This is a genomic window from Rhizobium sp. L51/94, from assembly GCF_019355555.1.
GTDB classification, from domain to species: domain Bacteria; phylum Pseudomonadota; class Alphaproteobacteria; order Rhizobiales; family Rhizobiaceae; genus Rhizobium; species Rhizobium rhododendri.
Genome location: NZ_CP072141.1, coordinates 2,383,953 through 2,402,640, shown reverse-complemented (window position 1 = coordinate 2,402,640; position 18,688 = coordinate 2,383,953). Strand labels below are relative to the sequence as shown.

Sequence of the window (18,688 nt, the reverse complement as noted above, 5' to 3'; positions counted from 1 at the left end):
CAGCATGAGTGTCGACCAAAGCCGTTTTGTCGTATCGGCCGACTGGCTGCAACAGCAGCTTGGCGCTCCGGACCTGAAGGTGGTCGACGCCGCGTTCTATCTTCCGGCGCAGAAGCGGGACGCGGAGGCCGAATACGCCGCCGGCCATATTCCGGGCGCCGTCCGTTTCGATCATGACAAGATCGCCGATCACTCCACAGACCTGCCGCACATGGTGCCCTCCCCGGACTATTTCGCCGAACAGGTCGGCAAGCTCGGGATATCGGTAACCGACCGGATCGTCGTCTATGACGGTCCCGGTATCTTTTCGGCACCGCGCGTCTGGTGGTTGTTTCGCATCATGGGCGCTAGCAACGTCGTAGTTCTGGATGGCGGCCTCGATGGCTGGAAGGCCGAGGGCCGTCCGCTGGAAACGACGACGCCGGATCCGCAGCCAGCGACCTTCACCCCTGTATTCGACGACAAGCGCGTGGTCGGCTTCGAGGACATGCGCGATATCGTCTCCAGCGGCGCCATGCAGATTGCCGATGCGCGCAGCGCCGGCCGGTTCGCAGCCGAGGAACCCGAGCCCCGCGCCGGTATGCGCTCCGGCCACATGCCGGGTGCCCGCAGCCTGCCTTCCGGCTCCTTTTCGACCGGTGGCAAGCTGAAGACGCTGTCCGAACTGAAGCAGACCATAGAGGCCGCCGGCATCGATCTTTCCAAGCCGGTCGTCACCAGTTGCGGTTCGGGTATCACTGCGGCAATCATTACGCTGGCGCTGGAATCACTCGATCACAGCGACAACCGGCTCTATGACGGCTCCTGGACGGAATGGGGAAGCCGGCAGGACACCCCCATCGCCACCGGCAAGGCTTGAACATGACTGAAACATCCATCGCATCGATACCGGTCCAGATCACCCGATTGGAGATGACTGCGCCGCCGAAGACCAGCCTGGCGATCCCGATCAACATCCAGGCCGCAGTGATGCGGGCGCCGAAGATCCCGCTGCCGTTCTACCGCTATCTCTACCGCCAGGTCGGCGCCCGATGGCAGTGGGTGGACCGGATGAGAATGAGCGACGAGGAACTGACGAACGTTCTCCATGACGAGCGCAACGACGTCAGCGTGCTCTACGTCAACGGCGCGCCCGCCGGCTTCTTCGAACATTTTCGCGTCGACGAGGACACGATCGAGCTTAGTCACTTCGGGCTGATAGAGCACGCGCTGGGGCTTGGCATCGGCAAGTGGTTCCTGCTGCAGGCTCTCTATGCCCTGTGGCTTTCGAACCCGCAGAAGATCGTGGTAACCACCAATAATCTCGACCATCCGCGCGCACTGCAGCTTTACCAGATGTTCGGTTTCTCACCGGTTTCGACGGCGCAGGGCACCGTCACGCCGCTGACTGACGACGAGTTGCTCGAGATCATCAAGCGCGGCTGAGGCTAGCGTGACAGGCCGCTTGGCCGGCGCGGATCTGTGCGCCGGTCTATTTCGAGCGATTGTCCGGCAGTCGCCCTGAGATCGGCAACCTCTCGCCGCAACGCGCTGAGTTCTTCCAGTATCTTGTCATTCTGCTTGGCAAGATAGTCGAGATCGATGTTCGGCATGCTGAAGCTCCCTTTTTTGTCGCAAAATAGCGCTTTGAAAACGAACGGCAAGAAACGGGTGGTTTCGCCCTGATCGGAGCCGCATGTCATGACGACCTCAAAGGGAGATTTGTCATGTCCAACATTCGTTTCGCCGCCATGCCCTATGCCGATGCCGAAGCTCTCTGGAGCGGAGCCGCCGATGCCTACGGGAGGCTGCCGGAAACCACGATCTCCGACGGTCCGGGCAATCCCTGCCGGCATTGCCTCCGCAATATCGATGCCGGGGACGCGTTTCTGGTCTTTGCCTATCGGCCCTTTCCGGAGCTGCAGCCGTACGCCGAAACCGGCCCGGTCTTTCTGCACAAGGTGCCTTGCCAGCGCTATGCGGCAGAGGAGGTCCTGCCGCCCGTTCTGTCCGGCACCCGCGACTTCATCGTGCGGGGATACAGCGACAGCAATCGCATCGTCTACGGCACGGGCGCCGTCACGACCACCGACGACATTCCCGCCTATGCCGAAACGCTGCTGGCGCGGCCGGAAATAGCTTATGTCCACGTTCGATCGGCGCGCAACAACTGCTACCAGTGCCGCATAGACAAGCAAAAGGCGCCGGTCCACGGGGAGCCCGGCGCCTTCATCTAACAGTTGGCCTTGCGGTCAGGCAACGTTCAGGATGCTTTCCGGCGCAACGGCTTCATAGCCGAGTGCTTCGGCAACCGCTGCATTGACGATGCGGCCCTTGTGGACGTTGAGACCGTTGCGCAGATGGCGGTCTTCGGCGATGGCGCGAAGGCCGCGATCGGCAAGCGCCAGGCCATGGTGGAGCGTGGCGTTGTTCAGCGCATGGGCGGAGGTCACGGGCACGGCACCCGGCATGTTGGCGACGCAATAATGCACGACGCCTTCGACGACATAGGTCGGATCGGAATGCGTCGTTGCATGGGAGGTTTCGAAGCAACCGCCCTGGTCGATGGCGACATCGACGATGACGGCACCCTTCTTCATGCCGGTCAGCATCTCCCGCGTCACAAGCTTTGGCGCAGCAGCACCGGGGATCAGAACGGCGCCGATGACCAGGTCGGCCGAGAAGACTTCGTCTTCGAGCGCCTGAATGCTGGAATAGCGGGTGTGCACCCGGCCGGCAAAGAGGTCGTCAAGCTGGCGCAGGCGCGGCAGGGAGCGATCGAGGATGGTGACGTCAGCACCGAGGCCTACAGCCATGCGTGCAGCGTGCAGCCCGACCACACCGCCGCCGATGACGGTGACCTTGCCCGGCAGCACGCCCGGGACGCCGCCGAGGAGGACGCCGAGACCGCCATTGGCCTTCTGCAATGCCGTCGCTCCAGCCTGGATCGACAGGCGTCCGGCGACTTCCGACATCGGCGCCAGCAATGGCAGGCCACCACGGTCGTCAGTCACGGTCTCATAGGCTATGGCGGTGACGCCGGAGGCCAGCAGGCCCTTTGTCTGCTCCGGATCCGGGGCAAGATGGAGATAGGTATAGAGGATCTGGCCTTCGCGCAGCTGCGCCCATTCCTGCGGCTGCGGCTCCTTGACCTTGACGATCATGTCGCAGCCCTCGAAAATTTCCTTGGCCGTACCGACGATCTTGGCGCCGGCCGCCGCATAGGCGTGGTCGTCGGCACCGATGCCCGCCCCGGCCTTGGTCTCGATCCAGACCTGGTGGCCGTGGGCGACGTAGTCACGCACGGCAGCAGGCGTCAGGCCTACGCGGTATTCATGGTTCTTGATTTCCTTCGGGCAGCCGATGCGCATGTGCGTTCCTCTCGATAGCCGTCCGCCTCTGCGGATCGTGATGCGCAAGTGAACCATTTCGGCGACGCAATGTCCTTGCAAAGACGGTTTACAGAACGGCCACTTTTCGTCGATAATTGCGTTTTACTGTCAAATATCGAAGGAAATTCGAATGTCTGAGCTGGATGCCATCGATCGTGCCATTTTGCGAGCTCTACAGCAGAATGCCCGGATCACCAACGCCGAGCTTGCCGTCAAGGCGGGGCTTTCGCCATCCGCCTGCTCTCGCCGCGTCGATATCCTCGAAAAGAATGGCACCATCGGCGGCTACCACACGCGCCTTTCGCACAAGGCGCTGGACTACCGGATGATCGCGGTTGTTCATATATCGCTGTCCGGCCAGTTCGCCAAAACGCTGACGGAGTTCGAAACTGCGGTGAAACTTTGTCCCAACGTGCTCGTTTGCTATCTGATGTCGGGCGAGTACGACTACATCCTGCGGGTCGCCGCACGCGATCTGGAAGATTACGAGCGCATCCACCGCGACTGGCTGTCCGCCTTGCCGCATGTGGTCAAGATCAACTCGAGCTTCGCGCTGCGGGAGGTGATCGACAGGCCTAATGTCGGTCTCTGACCGGCGTACGGCGTTTCGAAACTTAAGCTTGGCATAGACTCATTATCAACGTCTGTCGGCTAATCCTTAACTGGAGGCAGGAATGACAATGCAGAACGAACCTAACATGCTCGGTACGAAGGTGCGCAGCCAGGTTCGACGCCATGCGCGCCTGGTCGGCAGCGTCAGATATCTCAACCGTGAAACCGAGGGCCGCATCGTCGATCTTTCGCCCACGGGCCTGGCGCTCGATCTGGGCGGCGCCTTCCTTGGCGCGGCCGGCAGCAAGGTCCGCATCGACTGCGAAGAAATCGGCACCATCGAGGGGACGGTCCGCTGGATGCGCAATGGCCGCATTGGCGTCGAATTCAACCGCAGTTCCAATGCGGCGGCGCAAGTCAGCTCCTATTTCCGATTTTTCCACAAGGATATCACGCCGGTTCTGAAACGCTGATCGCTTGCCGGACCGGTGCCATCTACCTGTCACTTAACGGGTGCACTCCTCGATAAATCATCCTAGTCTCGCCCGGCGTCGGGGGACGTCGATGAATCCTGAGGAGAAAGCCATGCCTGCGAGTTTCGATTTTTCCATGTCCCGCCGCTCGTTGCTGGGCGGTCTCGGTGCGTCTGCAGCACTTGTGATGCTGCACCCCTTTTCGGCGCGCGCAGCCGGCAATCAGGCCCATCTGCGGCTGATGGAAACCACGGATATCCACGTCAACGTCTTCCCCTATGACTACTACGCCGACAAGCCGAACGAGACGATGGGGCTGACGCGGACGGCAACGATCATCGATTCCATCCGCGCCGAGGCGACCAATTCGATTCTCGTGGACAATGGCGACGTTCTGCAGGGCAATCCGATGGGCGACTACATGGCCTATCAGCACGGCATGAAGGACGGCGACGTCCACCCCGTCATCAAGGCGATGAACACGCTCAATTACGATGTCGGCACGCTCGGCAACCACGAATTCAATTACGGCCTCGACTTCATGTTCAAGGTTCTGGGCGGCGCCAACTTCCCGTTCGTCTGCGCCAACCTCACCAAGGGGCAGCTGGCCAGCGACCCGAAGAAGGACGACCTGTTCTTCAAGCCCTATCTGATCCTCGACAAGACCATCAAGGATGGCGCCGGCGAGGAGACGCCGATCAAGATCGGCTTCATCGGCTTCGTGCCGCCACAGATCATGCTCTGGGATATCAAGAACCTCGAGGGCAAGGCGCAGACCCGCGATATCGTCGAGGCCGCCAAGGCATGGGTACCCGTCATGAAGGAACAGGGCGCCGATATCATCATCGCCCTGTCGCATTCCGGCATCGATGGCGCTGCACCAACCGACCGGATGGAAAATGCGTCGCTCTACGTTGCGGCAGTCGAAGGCATAGATGCGGTTTTCACGGGGCACCAGCATCTGGTCTTCCCCGGCCCGAAAACGTGGGATGGGATCAAGGGCGCCGACCCCGTCAAGGGCACGCTGCAAGGCAAGCCTGCAGTCATGGGGGGCTTCTGGGGTTCCCACCTCGGCCTTATCGACCTGTTGCTGGAAAAGGACGGCAAGGACTGGAAGATCGTCGACTTCACATGCGAAGCCCGGCCGATCTATCACCGCGACGAAAAGAAGAAGGTTATCGCCGATGTCGGCGACAAGAAGGAAGTGGTCGAGGCAGCGAAAGCCGAGCACGAGGCAACCCTCGCCTATGTCCGCACGCCGGTCGGCAAGACGGCAGCACCGCTCTATTCCTATTTCGCGCTGGTGGCCGACGACCCCTCGGTCCAGATCGTCTCCAAGGCGCAAAGCTGGTACATCAAGGACATGCTGAAGGAGACGCAGTACAAGGATCTGCCTGTTCTATCTGCCGCAGCGCCGTTCAAATGCGGTGGCCGCAACGGCCCGGACTACTACACCGACGTCGCCGCAGGCCCCATCGCCATCAAGAACGTCGCCGACCTCTACCTCTATCCGAACACAGTGCAGGCCGTGGTCATCAACGGAGCGCAGGTCAAGAACTGGCTCGAGATGTCGGCATCGATGTTCAACCAGATCACACCCGGGGCAAAAGATGCACCGCTGCTGAACCAGTCCTTCCCGTCTTTCAATTTCGACGTCATAGACGGCGTCACCTATCAGATCGACCTTTCGCAGAAGCGTCGGTTCGATGACGACGGCAAGCTGGTGAATGCCGATTCCAATCGCATCCAAAACCTTCAGTTCGACGGAAAACCGATTGATCCTGCGATGAAATTCCTGGTGGTCACCAACAACTATAGGGCTGGCGGCGGCGGCAAGTTTCCGGATATCGCCACGGACAAGGTGGTCTATCAGGCTCCTGATACAAATCGCGACGTCATCGTCCGCTATATCCACGATCAGGGCACCATCAACCCGAGCGCCGATGGCAACTGGACCTTCAAGCCGATGCCGGGCACCACCGTCGTGTTCGACAGCGCGCCGAAGGCGAAGACCTATATCGCCGACCTCAAAAGCGTCCACGTCGAAGATGTCGGCGACGGCGCCGACGGTTTCCATACGTTCCGGTTGGTTCTCTGATCGCGGCCAGCTTTTTCGACGGGCACCGATGGTGCCCGTCGGAACACCCAGCGCAACGCCGGCGTCAGCCCAGCGGCTTCCAGCCGGCGCGGCCGACGACCCGATTGCGGCCGTCGTTCTTGGCCATGTAAAGCCGGTCGTCGGCGATTGCCAGCAGACCGTTGAAGCTTGCGGCATCATCCCCGGACGTTGCAACGCCGATGCTGATGGTGATGGGCTTGCCCCCTGGGTTGCGGATGGTTTCCGCCACCTGCCATCGCAGATGCTCGGCCAGAAGCAGTGCCTCGGCGTGGTTGGTCCTCGTGCAGAGCACCACGAATTCCTCGCCGCCGAACCGGAACAGCCGGTCGGTCGGGCGCAACGCGTTCGAGATTGCTGCGGCGACCGCCTTCAGAACGCCATCGCCTTCGAGATGTCCGAACTGGTCGTTGACCGCCTTGAATTCGTCGGCGTCTATCAGCAGCAGCGTCATGGTTTCGTTACGTTTCTGGCTGTCGCGCAGTATCTGCGGCCCCTCGACCTCCATGCGGTTGCGATCGAACGTACCCGTCAGCAGATCGCGGCCGCTGCGAGAGACGAGATCGTCGTAGCGCTCGCGAAACGTCAGGTCGTGGAACACGTCGAGTACCGAGCGATGCGCGGTGGTCGCCAGATGTCGTCGTATGCCGCGCTGATAAAGCGCGAAAAGCCCCGAATAGATCAGGACCGCGAGAAGCTTTCCGATCCAGCCGCTCCAGAAGGCAGTCATCGGCACGCCGGCAAAATAATGCAGGGCCGCAAAGAAGCCGATCTGGTCGAACGTCAGCAGCACGAAGCCCGCGATCATGAAGCGCAGCACGACCCAGCGCTGTATGAAACGGCCGAGCTTCTCATAGAGCAGGATGATGCCGATGGCGTCGATGTAGAGCAGCGCCGTGCCCCAGATCATCAGCCAGCCCATCTCCCGAAGAAAAGCGAAATCCGTGCCGCGGCCCGGCGATAGTACGGCGGGAATCTGAAATTGCACCGCCCAGGCAATCGTCACCGTGAGCAAATTGCCGAGGAAGAGCCCGTAGATCGGCTGGCGAACGATCGCCGCATCCTCCTGCATATAAAGCATCAGGATCATCATAAGCTTGCCGGCGAAAAACACCGAGGAGCCGGGAGAGACAACGCCGAAAGGCAGTTCGACATAGAAGACGGCTGCCAGGTAGGTTTCCATGAAGTGCATGACGCCGAGTGCCGTCAAGAAGACGCCGAGCCCGATGCGGTGCCGCAAATGCAGGAGCGTCACCATGATCGCAAAATAGGCGACGGCCTCGAGCACGAACAAAGCCAGGTTAAGCTCCCTCATCGCATTGTCCGCTTTCGCCTCTTAAACGTGCTTTTGCACAACGACCGTTTAAGTTTGAAATATAGGACTGCTGAGGTTCCGCCAAGTCTATTGCAGTCGAATCCGGTATTTTGACGCAACGATGTTAACGCTGAACGGGGCTACGCAAGAAGAGAGAGTAGCGAAAAGCGGCGCTTAAGTGCAAAACTGGCAGAAATGCTGTGGACGGAGCCGATCCCCGCCCGCTCCTGCGAACTTTTGTTAATAACGTAAAATATTGTTTTAGCAGATGACGGGCGAGCAAGTCCCTCATCCGCCACTGGTGAAATCGCGGATCGACTCAGACCTGGCGGCTAGGTTCGCCATCGGCAAACAGCGACGGGCCATGCTGGTCGATGATCTGCTGTGCCTTGCGGAAGGTGGTCTCGACCGCGTCATCGACGGAACTGAAGACGTCTGCGCGGATGAAGTTGCGCACCAGGATTTCGCCGTTCACCTGCTTTTCGATACGACCGGCCAGACGAAACTGGCTACCTTCCCGCTGGGGCACTGCGAAAATCTGGCAGTCCTGATAAGTCTGCGAGGCGGCTGGCGCCCCCGCCTTTGTGGCGTCGGCCTTGGGCCCGCCGGCACCGGTGAACATCGACAGGATGGTTGAGAAGAAGGACGCCATTGTTTGCCTCTTGGTTGACCGCAGCCTGAAAGCGCAGATAGTCATATGATCAGGTTTGCAAGGATCTCATTGTCGGTGATGTCTTCGTAGCCAAGTCCGGCATTCTCGAAATTCTGCCGTAGCACCGCGAAACTGTCCGCATTCTTCACCTCTATACCGATCAGGATAGAGCCGAAATTGCGAGCGCTCTTCTTCAGGTATTCGAAGCGGGCGATGTCGTCGTCAGGGCCAAGCAGATTGAGAAAGTCGCGCAGCGCGCCCGGCCGCTGGGCCAGCCGCAGAATAAAGTATTTCTTCAGGCCCGCATGGCGCATGGCGCGCTCCTTGACGTCGGGCAGCCGCTCGAAATCGAAGTTGCCACCGGACACGACGGCAACGATGGTCTTGCCACGGATGGCGTCGCGATCCATCGCCTCGAGTGCGGTGATTGCCAGCGCGCCCGCCGGTTCGAGCACGACGCCTTCGACATTCAGCATATCGATGATTGTCACGCAGATGGCGTTCTCCGGCATCAGCATCACCTGATCGGCGGGGAAAGCTCGCAATGCTTCAAAATTCAGATCGCCAATGCGGGCAACCGCCGCCCCGTCGACGAAATTATCGACCTTCGGCAATGTCATCAGGCTTCCAGCCTCTATCGAGCGACGAAGGCTGGGAGCGCCGGCCGGCTCGACAAATCGGAACGCCGACGGTGGCAGGACATCGCTGAAATAGCCCGTAATCCCGGCAGCCAGTCCGCCGCCGCCGACCGGCATGACGACCAGATCCGGCAGCACGCCGTCCGGCAATTGCGCCGCGATTTCGGCCGCCACCGTCGCCTGGCCTTCGATGATATCAGCATGGTCGAATGGCGGCACCATGAAGCCGTCATTGGCCGAAACGTAATCGCGCGCAGCCTGGTAGCACTGGTCGAAAAAGTCGCCGAAGAGTTTGATGGTGATGAATTCGCCGCCGAATATGCGGGTCTTCTCGATCTTCTGCTGCGGCGTCGTCACCGGCATGAAAACCACACCGGGCACGCCGAAGTGGCGGCACACGAAGGCGAACCCTTGCGCATGATTGCCGGCCGAGGCGCAGACGAAGACTTTCCCGGTACCGCCGGCTGCCATCTGCTTTCGGAAGAAGTTGAAGGCACCCCGGATCTTGTAGGAGCGCACCGGCGTCAGGTCTTCGCGCTTCAGCCAGATATCGGCACCGTAGCGGGCGGAGAGATGCTCGTTGAATTGCAGCGGCGTCGCGGGGAAAATCTCCCGCATGGCTTCCTGCGCGCTGTCGACATCCCGTGTGTTCAAAGTCTGAACGTCCTTCGTTGTTTCAAGCGTCTGGCTATGACACAGGCCGGCTGTCGAGATAAAGTCTCTTTGTTCGTCCGAGGCCAGGCAATGTCCGATTTTTCAGCGATGAGGCGCTCTTATACTGCCCTTCCGAAAGAATCGTCGCGGACGACAAGGCTCAACCCCTCATTTCTTTGGATTGACATCTACTCGCGCGGTGCACTCTATACGGCAAGCCATCATGATGATGGTTAGAGGCCCGCTACGCGCCTGGTGTATCCGGGTTGGCGGGCTTCGTCTTTTTTAGACCGCCCCTTTTGGCGTGTGGATGCCAAGCCTTTATTCCGCCGTGAGCCTGCCTATTATGACGGTATGATGACACGAATCCTCCTGAAGGGCGCGGCATGGTTCGTGCTCGCCTTTATTCTCTTCTCCACTGTTTCGCCGATTGACCTCAGGCCGCATACGCTGACGACGGTCAATATCGACCGAGCCGGCGCCTATGCGCTTGCCGGTCTTGTTTTCGTGCTGGCCTACCCACGCCACTGGAAATCGATCGGAGTTCTTCTGGTCGCAGGCGCACTCGGCTTCGAGTTCCTGCAGGAGTTTTCGCCAACCCGCCATGCGCGGTTGCACGACGCCATCGTCAAGGGCGGCGGAGCGATTGCCGGCGTGGCGATGGGCTACGCCTTCAACCGCATCCGGGCGCGATGGACTCCGGACCTCCTGGTCGCCGGCTGAGGAGGCGTCCGGGAGGAGAAGGCGAGCCAGTAGCTTCTCCTGCGTACCGATATCCGAGATCACCGGGTTGACGGAATCGTCAAACTCGTTGATTTGAAAGGCAGGCGGACGTGGCGAAACTGGTAGACGCAAGGGACTTAAAATCCCTCGGCCTTGGCTGTACGGGTTCGACCCCCGTCGTCCGCACCATATGATCTTTCAACGCATCTGTATTTCACGCGAAAAGCGCGACCTTACGGCCGCGCTTTCCAATCATTCACGAGTGAAAATTAGGCGAGCTTGGCAGCAATCTTTGCCACGTGGGCGCCCTGGAATCTTGCGCCTTCGAGTTCGATTTCAGACGGCATGCGCGAGCCGTCGCCGTTGGTGATCGTCGTTGCGCCGTAAGGCGAGCCGCCCTTGACTTCTTCGGTGCCGAGCTGGCCGGCGAAGCTGTAGGGAAGGCCGACGACAGCCATGCCGTGATGCAGGAACGTCGGCAGGAAGCCGAGAATGGTGGACTCCTGTCCGCCGTGCTGGCTGGCAGACGATGTGAAGGCCGAGCCGACCTTGCCGACCAGCTTGCCGCCAAACCACAGGCCGCCTGTCTGATCCCAGAAGTTGCGCATCTGCGAAGCGACGGTGCCGAAGCGGGTGCCGGCGCCAACGATGATAGCGTCGTATTCGGCAAGTTCATCCGCAGTGGCGATCGGTGCTGCCTGGTCCATCTTGTAGTGCGATGCCTTGGCGACTTCGTCTGACACCAGCTCCGGCACGCGCTTGACGACAACTTCGGCACCGGCCGACTTTGCGCCTTCGGCAACGGCGTAAGCCATCGCTTCGATGTGACCGTATGTGGAATGATATAGAACCAGGACCTTGGCCATTTTCTTCTCTTCCTTTGCTGGGAGTGTTGACGGCGCCGCAGACGGCGAACCGGAGAGAATGCGTTTGATGAATTCGAACAGCATATTTCGTGCCTCGCAGCATCCTTGTGCTGATGATCGACAGTTAGCCCAACGGCGGGCTCCGTTCCAGATAGGGTGCCAGATACGGACTGTTCATTTATATTGAACGATTTTCCTTTGCGTTCATTTTTTGCGATTGAATCCGGGTCTTCCCGACGGCGCGTTTTGCTGTAAGTTTCGCCGGAACCGTTGAGAGAAGGCAAAGACTGTTATGACAGACCAAATCATCACCGCCGCGATGCTCGCCATCGGCGACGAGCTTTTGTCCGGCCGGACAAAAGACAAGAATATCGGCCACCTCGCCGACATCCTGCTGCTCTCGGGCATCGACCTCAAGGAGGTTCGCATCGTCGCAGACGAGGAAGACGCGATCGTTGCGGCATTGAATGCGCTGCGCGGCACCTACGACTACGTTTTCACCTCCGGCGGCATCGGCCCGACCCACGACGACATCACCGCCGATGCTATTTCCAAGGCCTTTGGCGTTCCCTGCGAGCACGATGCCGAAGCCATGAAGCTGATGGCTGCCATGTACGAGCGCCGCGACATGCCGTTCACCGAGGCCCGCCAGCGCATGGCGCGCATGCCCGTCGGCGCAACCCATATCGCCAACCCGGTCTCGACCGCACCCGGCTTTACCATTGGCAACGTGCATGTGATGGCCGGCGTGCCGCAGGTGTTCCAGGCCATGCTGGACAATGTCATTCCGACCCTGCGCACGGGCACGCCGATGCTGTCGACGGCGGTTGCCTGTCCGTTCGGCGAGGGCGATATCGGCACACCGCTCGGCGCTATCCAGAAGGCTCATCCGGAAACGAGCATTGGCTCCTATCCGCGTTATCTCGGCCAGAGTTTCTCGACCGAGATCGTCGTGCGGGCGCGCACCGAGGCGGCGATGCAGGCTGCTGCCGAGGAAGTACGACAGATGATCGAGACCATCCGCAAGGCAAAGGTCGAGGAAAACCATTCGGCAGAGGCTTAGGGCGCGCTTCGTCCGGCGGCTTAAATCGCCACCTGACGGCGACGTCCATTCATGACCCAAGGAGATCTCATGGCCTTTAGAACCATCGTCACCATTCTGGACGTGCCGCAAAGTGCCGGCATCGCCTCCGATATTGCGTTCTCGCTGGCGGCTGGAAACAACAGCCATGTCATCGGCCTTCACGCCGAGATCGTTTCGCCGGTACCGATGGTGGCACCGATGGAGATCCCGGACCCGATCGCCGTACAGGCGCTGCAGGACATGGCCCGTAGCGAGGCATTGACTATCGAGCAGCTGTTTCATGCCAAGGCAACGGCCAGCGGCGGGTCGTTCGAATGGCGCAGCTTTGCCAGTTCGGCCGGCTATGATTCGCAGCCCATCATCGAAACGGCCCGCAGCGCCGACCTGATCATCGCGGTCCAGCCGGACCCGGCCCATCCTTCCGACGGACATGTCGACGTGGAAAGCTTCCTGTTCGAAAGCGGCCGCCCGGTGCTGATGGTACCCTATATCCTCAAGGCTCCGAACCCGATCAGGCGCGTGCTGATCGCCTGGAACGGCTCGAAGGAAGCAGCCCGCGCCACCTTCGATGCGATGCCCTTCCTGGAAGCTGCGGACTCTGTCGAGATCCTCTCAATCGATCCGGCCGACAACCGCAACAACGCGCCTGTAACCGGTGCCGATATTTCGGCAGCGCTTGTGCGGCGGGGGATAAAGGCGACGCTGACGACAACGGAAAGCGCTGACAAGTCTGCGTCGCAGATCATCGAGAAGCGGCTGGCGGATGACAGCATCGACCTGCTGGTGATGGGCGCATATACCCAATCGCGACTGTGGGAGATGCTGTTCGGCGGGACGACCAAGACCATGCTGAAATCGATGACGGCGCTGACCCTGCTGTCGCGCTGAGGCCGATACCGCCTGCTCTTGCGTTTTGGCGGCAAATCCCGCTAATAACGACGACCAAAAGCAGAAATCCCCTTCGGGACCTTTTTCGCGCAGTGGCTTTCGCTGCGCGAATTGCGTTTCGGGACCGGGCCTCGCCCGGCGGTGACGGAAACTCTGCCTGCGGTCGTCGGTGATCCCCGGCGCGTCGTCATCCCCGTGCCTGCCGGAGCCAAGATCCATGTCCCTCCCCGATAAAGCCTTTCCCGTTTCCTGGGACCAGTTTCACCGCGATGCAAGGGCGCTCGCCTGGCGGCTTGCCGGCCTCGACCGTGAGTTCCACGCCATCGTCTGCATTACGCGCGGCGGCCTCGTGCCGGCGGCCATCATTTCACGAGAACTCAACATCCGGTTGATCGAGACGGTCTGCATCGCGTCGTACCACGATTACGTCACCCAGGGTGAAATGGCCGTGCTGAAGGGCATCACGCCGGCGCTGCTGGAAAAAGGCGGCGAAGGCGTGCTTGTCGTCGATGACCTGACCGATACCGGCAAAACGGCCGCAGAGGTCCGCGCCATGCTGCCGAACGCGCATTTCGCATGTGTCTATGCCAAGCCCAAGGGCGTTCCGGTGATTGACACCTTCATCACCGAGGTCAGCCAGGATACCTGGATCTATTTTCCCTGGGACATGGGTTTCAGCTACCAGGAGCCGATCGCCAAGGGCACGCGCGGCTGATCTCGCAAGGCCGGCTCCCGCGCAACCGGCCACGTCGCGCCTCGTGCGTCGCCGTCTCGCAAGTCTGTGAACGGCTATCGACGTTCCCGAACCCGGACGTCGCCCGCGAATCAAGCCGCCGGAACGATTGCCCGGCGGCTGAATGTCCTGTGCCGCCCCGTCGCCTTCCCTTGCTCACGCGACCGATGATGGCGACACCTTCAAGCCTCGGCAATTGTTGGCATTTTGGGACGCGAATCGCTGCCACTTCTGGCCCTTGGCACGTTACCGAGTGACCTTTCTGCAACGAAGGAAATCTTGTCGTTTTTTCGGCCTATATGGCAGGCGGCGGAACCGCTTATCGATAGCCGGATAGCAAGGTCGCCGCGCAAGCGTCTGACTTTACGGGGCTTTCTCGTTTCCCCCAGTTTCCACAGGCTCACCCACAAGATATTGTGGTTAGCCGAACATTAAAAACCAGCCCTTGACGACCCGGCTCGTTTCAAACTTAATGAGACCACGTTACGGCGGTGACGGACCGGATATTGTAACGAGGCCGGTTCCTTTTCAAAAATCGAGTTTCAAATCGCGCTGGACGCCCATGACAGGCGTCTTCTCGAGGGCAGTTCCGATGATTGCGAAAAGCGCTGCTGTGCAACACACGGGACTGGATAAATTGTCTGTTTAATACTATATTTAGTGTTTGCAGCCACAATCTCCACAAGATACAGAAGCACATCTCCGGATGACGACTCCTGTACGAGACGGGATGAACACTGGCGGCGCGATGAAACGCGATGCCGGAAGACCATATTCGCGCCCCCGTTCAAGGTTGGGCGCACCCCAAAAGAGGTAGACCCAGATGCGCATCGAAAGACGTTTCACCAAGCCCGGTCAGAGTGCTTACGCGGAGGTCGAATTCCGCAAGGCAATCAGCGAAATCAAGAATCCGGACGGGTCGATCGTCTTCCGCCTCGAGAACATCGATGTGCCTGCCCAGTTCAGCCAGGTCGCTGCCGATATCCTGGCACAGAAGTATTTCCGCAAGGCCGGCGTGCCCACTCGCCTGAAGAAGGTCGAGGAAAACGATGTTCCTTCCTTTCTCTGGCGCTCTGTTCCCGATGAGGCGGCCCTGAAGGCGCTGCCGAAGGACGAACAGACCGGTTCCGAAATCGACGCCCGCCAGGTCTTCGATCGCCTTGCCGGCACCTGGACTTACTGGGGCTGGAAGGGCGGCTATTTCTCGTCGGAAGACGATGCACTCGCCTTCCGCGACGAGCTCGCCTACATGCTCGCCACTCAGCGCGTCGCACCGAATTCGCCACAGTGGTTCAACACCGGCATGCACTGGGCCTATGGCATTGATGGCCCCGGCCAGGGTCACTATTACGTCGACCCCTTCACCGCCAAGCTCACCAAGTCGAAGTCGGCCTATGAGCATCCGCAGCCGCATGCCTGCTTCATCCAGTCGGTCGAGGACGATCTCGTCAACGAAGGCGGCATCATGGACCTCTGGGTTCGCGAAGCCCGTCTGTTCAAGTACGGCTCCGGCACCGGCTCCAACTTCTCCTATCTGCGCGGCGAAGGCGAAAAACTGTCGGGCGGCGGACGTTCGTCGGGCCTGATGTCGTTCCTCAAGATCGGTGACCGGGCTGCCGGCGCCATCAAGTCTGGCGGCACGACGCGCCGTGCGGCAAAGATGGTGGTGGTCGACATCGACCATCCCGATATCGAGGAATACATCAACTGGAAGGTCAAGGAAGAGCAGAAGGTCGCTGCCCTCGTCACCGGCTCGAAGGTCGTTGCCCGGCACCTGACGGCGATCATGAAGGCCTGCCTCGAAGGCGGCAAGGACGACCCGTTCGACCCGATGAAGAACGTCGCGTTGAAGCGCCAGATCCGCGCTGCCAAGCAGGACCAGGTGCCGGAAAACTATGTCCAGCGCGTCATCCAGTTTGCGCGCCAGGGCTATACCGACCTGAAGTTCAAGACCTACGACACAGACTGGGATTCTGAAGCCTATCTCACGGTTTCCGGCCAGAATTCCAACAACTCGGTTTCCATCAAGGACGACTTCCTGCGCGCCGTCGAACAGGATGGCGACTGGAACCTGACCGCCCGCAAGGACGGCCGCGTGATGAAGACGCTGAAGGCCCGCGACCTGTGGGAAACGATTTCCTACGCCGCATGGGCGTCTGCCGATCCGGGCCTGCATTTCAACACGACAATGAACGACTGGCACACCTCGCCGGCTGAAGGCCCGATCCGCGCCTCCAATCCGTGCTCGGAATACATGTTCCTCGACGACACCGCCTGCAACCTCGCCTCGCTGAACCTGCTGCAGTTCAAGGACGCCACCACCAAGCGCATCGACATCGCCGATTACGAACATGCCGTCCGCCTGTGGACCGTCGTGCTCGAAATCTCGGTCATGATGGCGCAGTTCCCGTCCCGCCAGATCGCCGAGCGCTCCTACCAGTACCGCACCATCGGCCTCGGCTACGCCAACATCGGCGGCCTGCTGATGTCGTCGGGCATTCCCTATGACAGCGACGACGCGCGTGCCATTGCCGGCTCGCTGACGGCTATCATGACCGGCGTCTCCTATGCCACCTCGGCGGAAATGGCTTCCGAGCTCGGGCCGTTCCCGATGTTCAAGCCGAACCGCGAATCGATGCTGCGCGTCATCCGCAACCATCGCCGCGCTGCCTATGGCGAGACAACGGGCTATGAAGGCCTGTCGATCAACCCGGTCGCCCTCATCCACTCCGAAAACCCTGATCAGGATCTGGTCGTCCATGCCAAGGCTGCCTGGGACAAGGCGCTGGCGCTCGGCGAACAGCACGGTTACCGCAATGCCCAGGCGACCGTCATCGCACCGACAGGCACCATCGGTCTGGTCATGGATTGCGACACGACCGGCATCGAGCCGGACTTTGCACTGGTGAAATTCAAGAAGCTCGCCGGTGGCGGCTACTTCAAAATCATCAACCGCGCCGTACCGGAAGCGCTGCGGGCGCTCGGCTATTCCGAGAGCCAGCTGGCCGAGATGGAAGCCTATGCCGTCGGCCATGGCAACCTGAACCAGGCACCGGCCGTCAACCCCGGTAGCTTGCGCGCCAAGGGCTTTACCGACGACAAGATCGAAGCCGTCAACGGCGCGCTGAAATCTGCGTTCGACATCAAGTTCGTGTTTAACCAGTGGACGCTGGGTGCCGACTTCATGCGCGACACGCTGGGCGTCACCGACGCGCAGATGGCCGACATGGGCTTCAATCTGCTCGACCACCTCGGCTACTCCAAGAAGGAGATCGAGGCTGCCAACATCCACATCTGCGGGGCGATGACGCTGGAAGGCGCGCCGTTCCTCAAGGACGAGCACCTGGCCGTGTTCGATTGCGCCAATGCCTGCGGCAAGATCGGCAAGCGCTACCTGTCGGTCGACAGCCACATCCGGATGATGGCGGCCGCACAACCCTTCATCTCGGGCGCCATCTCGAAGACCATCAACATGGCCAACGACGCGACCGTCGAGGATTGCAAGAACGCCTACATGCTGTCCTGGAAGCTCGGCCTGAAGGCCAACGCGCTCTATCGCGACGGCTCCAAGCTTTCGCAGCCGCTGAATGCATCGCTGATCGACGACGACGACAACGAGGATGCGCTGGAGGAATTGCTGCAGCAGCCGGCAGCGGCACAGGCCGTCACCATCACCGAGAAGATCATCGAACGGGTGATCGAGCGCGTCAGCCGCGAGCAGGAAAAGCTGCCCGGCCGCCGCAAGGGCTACACACAGAAGGCCAAGATCGGCGGTCATACGCTGTTCCTGCGCACCGGCGAATACGACGACGGCCGCCTTGGCGAAATCTTCCTCGACATGAACAAGGAAGGCTCGGCCCTGCGCGCGCTGATCAACAACTTCGCCATCTCGGTGTCGCTCGGCCTGCAATACGGCGTGCCGCTCGAGGAATATGTCGACGCCTTCACCTTCACCAAGTTCGAGCCGGCCGGCATCGTCCAGGGCAACGACGCCATCAAGAACGCCACGTCGATCCTCGACTATGTGTTCCGCGAACTCGCCGTCTCCTATCTCGGCCGTCATGACCTCGCCCATGTCGACACTTCGGACTTCAACAACACCTCGCTCGGTCGCGGTGTGTCGGAAGGCAAGGCGGATGTCGTCTCGAAGGGTTTGACGCGTGGTTACAAGCCGACGCTGGTCGGCAAGACCAACGAGCCGAAGGGGGCTGCCACCGCCGCCCCTGCCAAGGCATCGTCCGGCGGCGCCACGATCACGGCGTTCTCAGGCAGCGCGGTGCGCAAGCTCGAAACGATCGCCGCGATCTCGACATCAGAAGTCGTCTCCTTCAAGCGCGAATACGACGAACGCGCCAAGGAGCTGGCTGAAGAAATGGCGGAAGAAAACACTGCCTTGTTCTCGGACGAAGCAGCCGATGCAGCGGCAACGGCGAAGGCCGATGCCAAGAAGCTGGAAGCCGAACGCCGCACCCGCTCGATCATGCAGGGCTACACCGGTAGCATGTGCGGCGAATGCCAGAACTTCACCATGGTCCGCAATGGCACCTGCGAGAAGTGCGACACCTGCGGCGCGACTAGCGGTTGCTCTTGATTGGAGGAGTGGCTGGGCATCGTTTCCTAGGC

17 protein-coding genes and 1 tRNA gene are annotated in these 18,688 nt (G+C 60.5%); 12 read left to right on the top strand and 6 right to left on the bottom strand.

All coding sequences use genetic code 11. The features are described from left to right. Window positions 1–4 precede the first annotated feature (4 nt). On the top strand, window positions 5–859 hold the full coding sequence (gene sseA / locus J5274_RS11860) for a 3-mercaptopyruvate sulfurtransferase (RefSeq protein ID WP_142822461.1): 855 nt from the start codon (window positions 5–7) through the stop codon (window positions 857–859). A gap of 2 nt (window positions 860–861) precedes the next feature. After that, entirely contained in the window at window positions 862–1,425 is a 564-nt protein-coding gene (locus J5274_RS11855) for a GNAT family N-acetyltransferase (RefSeq protein WP_219274599.1), read from the top strand. A 2-nt stretch (window positions 1,426–1,427) separates the two neighbouring features. Here the strand turns inward: J5274_RS11855 and J5274_RS11850 are convergent, their stop codons facing one another. Further along, window positions 1,428–1,592 carry a hypothetical protein gene (locus J5274_RS11850; RefSeq protein ID WP_202617105.1) on the bottom strand — a complete coding sequence of 55 codons (165 nt, stop codon included), beginning with the start codon at window positions 1,590–1,592 and terminating at the stop codon, window positions 1,428–1,430. 114 nt (window positions 1,593–1,706) lie between these two features. On the opposite strand from J5274_RS11850, the gene J5274_RS11845 reads away from it, so the two are divergent. Next, window positions 1,707–2,216: a DUF1203 domain-containing protein gene (locus tag J5274_RS11845; protein ID WP_142828865.1), complete on the top strand. Its 510-nt coding sequence runs from the start codon at window positions 1,707–1,709 to the stop codon at window positions 2,214–2,216. A gap of 15 nt (window positions 2,217–2,231) precedes the next feature. On the opposite strand, the gene ald is transcribed toward J5274_RS11845, so the two are convergent. Further along, window positions 2,232–3,350, bottom strand: coding sequence for an alanine dehydrogenase (ald, locus tag J5274_RS11840; protein WP_142822456.1), 1,119 nt, complete (start codon window positions 3,348–3,350; stop codon window positions 2,232–2,234). Window positions 3,351–3,501: 151 nt separating this feature from the next. Between ald and J5274_RS11835 the strand changes: the two genes are divergently transcribed. From J5274_RS11835 to J5274_RS11825, 3 genes are all read left to right on the top strand, one after another. Next, window positions 3,502–3,963: an Lrp/AsnC family transcriptional regulator gene (locus J5274_RS11835; RefSeq protein ID WP_142822454.1), complete on the top strand. Its 462-nt coding sequence runs from the start codon at window positions 3,502–3,504 to the stop codon at window positions 3,961–3,963. Window positions 3,964–4,051: 88 nt separating this feature from the next. Further along, a complete protein-coding gene (locus J5274_RS11830) occupies window positions 4,052–4,396 on the top strand; it encodes a PilZ domain-containing protein (protein ID WP_224128472.1) in 345 nt (114 codons plus the stop codon). Window positions 4,397–4,508: 112 nt separating this feature from the next. Then, a complete protein-coding gene (locus J5274_RS11825; RefSeq protein ID WP_142822451.1) occupies window positions 4,509–6,494 on the top strand; it encodes a bifunctional 2',3'-cyclic-nucleotide 2'-phosphodiesterase/3'-nucleotidase in 1,986 nt (661 codons plus the stop codon). Window positions 6,495–6,558: 64 nt separating this feature from the next. Here J5274_RS11825 and J5274_RS11820 read toward each other — a convergent pair whose 3' ends face one another. From J5274_RS11820 to ilvA, 3 genes are all read right to left on the bottom strand, one after another. After that, the gene (locus tag J5274_RS11820; RefSeq protein ID WP_142822449.1) at window positions 6,559–7,827 is read right to left on the bottom strand and encodes a diguanylate cyclase; all 1,269 of its coding nucleotides are present in this window, start codon (window positions 7,825–7,827) and stop codon (window positions 6,559–6,561) included. Window positions 7,828–8,146: 319 nt separating this feature from the next. Further along, the gene (locus tag J5274_RS11815) at window positions 8,147–8,479 is read right to left on the bottom strand and encodes an HlyU family transcriptional regulator (RefSeq protein WP_142822448.1); all 333 of its coding nucleotides are present in this window, start codon (window positions 8,477–8,479) and stop codon (window positions 8,147–8,149) included. Window positions 8,480–8,520: 41 nt separating this feature from the next. Then, a complete protein-coding gene (gene ilvA, locus J5274_RS11810; protein WP_142822447.1) occupies window positions 8,521–9,771 on the bottom strand; it encodes a threonine ammonia-lyase IlvA in 1,251 nt (416 codons plus the stop codon). A 357-nt stretch (window positions 9,772–10,128) separates the two neighbouring features. Here ilvA and J5274_RS11805 point away from each other — a divergent pair, with 357 nt between their 5' ends. Next, a complete protein-coding gene (locus tag J5274_RS11805; RefSeq protein WP_224128470.1) occupies window positions 10,129–10,494 on the top strand; it encodes a VanZ family protein in 366 nt (121 codons plus the stop codon). 104 nt (window positions 10,495–10,598) lie between these two features. Then, window positions 10,599–10,683, top strand: a tRNA-Leu gene (locus J5274_RS11800). A gap of 80 nt (window positions 10,684–10,763) precedes the next feature. Here J5274_RS11800 and wrbA read toward each other — a convergent pair. Further along, window positions 10,764–11,360, bottom strand: coding sequence for an NAD(P)H:quinone oxidoreductase type IV (gene wrbA / locus J5274_RS11795; protein ID WP_111220820.1), 597 nt, complete (start codon window positions 11,358–11,360; stop codon window positions 10,764–10,766). 292 nt (window positions 11,361–11,652) lie between these two features. Here wrbA and J5274_RS11790 point away from each other — a divergent pair, with 292 nt between their 5' ends. The 4 genes from J5274_RS11790 to J5274_RS11775 all read left to right on the top strand — a co-directional run bounded on the left by J5274_RS11790 (window position 11,653) and on the right by J5274_RS11775 (window position 18,656). Continuing rightward, complete coding sequence (locus J5274_RS11790; protein WP_142822308.1) at window positions 11,653–12,423, top strand: competence/damage-inducible protein A; 771 nt, start codon at window positions 11,653–11,655, stop codon at window positions 12,421–12,423. A 69-nt stretch (window positions 12,424–12,492) separates the two neighbouring features. After that, window positions 12,493–13,332, top strand: coding sequence for a universal stress protein (locus tag J5274_RS11785; protein WP_142822307.1), 840 nt, complete (start codon window positions 12,493–12,495; stop codon window positions 13,330–13,332). Window positions 13,333–13,549: 217 nt separating this feature from the next. Then, window positions 13,550–14,047, top strand: coding sequence for a xanthine phosphoribosyltransferase (gene gpt, locus J5274_RS11780; protein WP_142822306.1), 498 nt, complete (start codon window positions 13,550–13,552; stop codon window positions 14,045–14,047). A gap of 841 nt (window positions 14,048–14,888) precedes the next feature. Continuing rightward, window positions 14,889–18,656, top strand: a complete 3,768-nt coding sequence (locus J5274_RS11775) for a vitamin B12-dependent ribonucleotide reductase (protein WP_142822305.1) — start codon at window positions 14,889–14,891, stop codon at window positions 18,654–18,656. The last annotated feature ends 32 nt before the right edge of the window (window positions 18,657–18,688 follow it).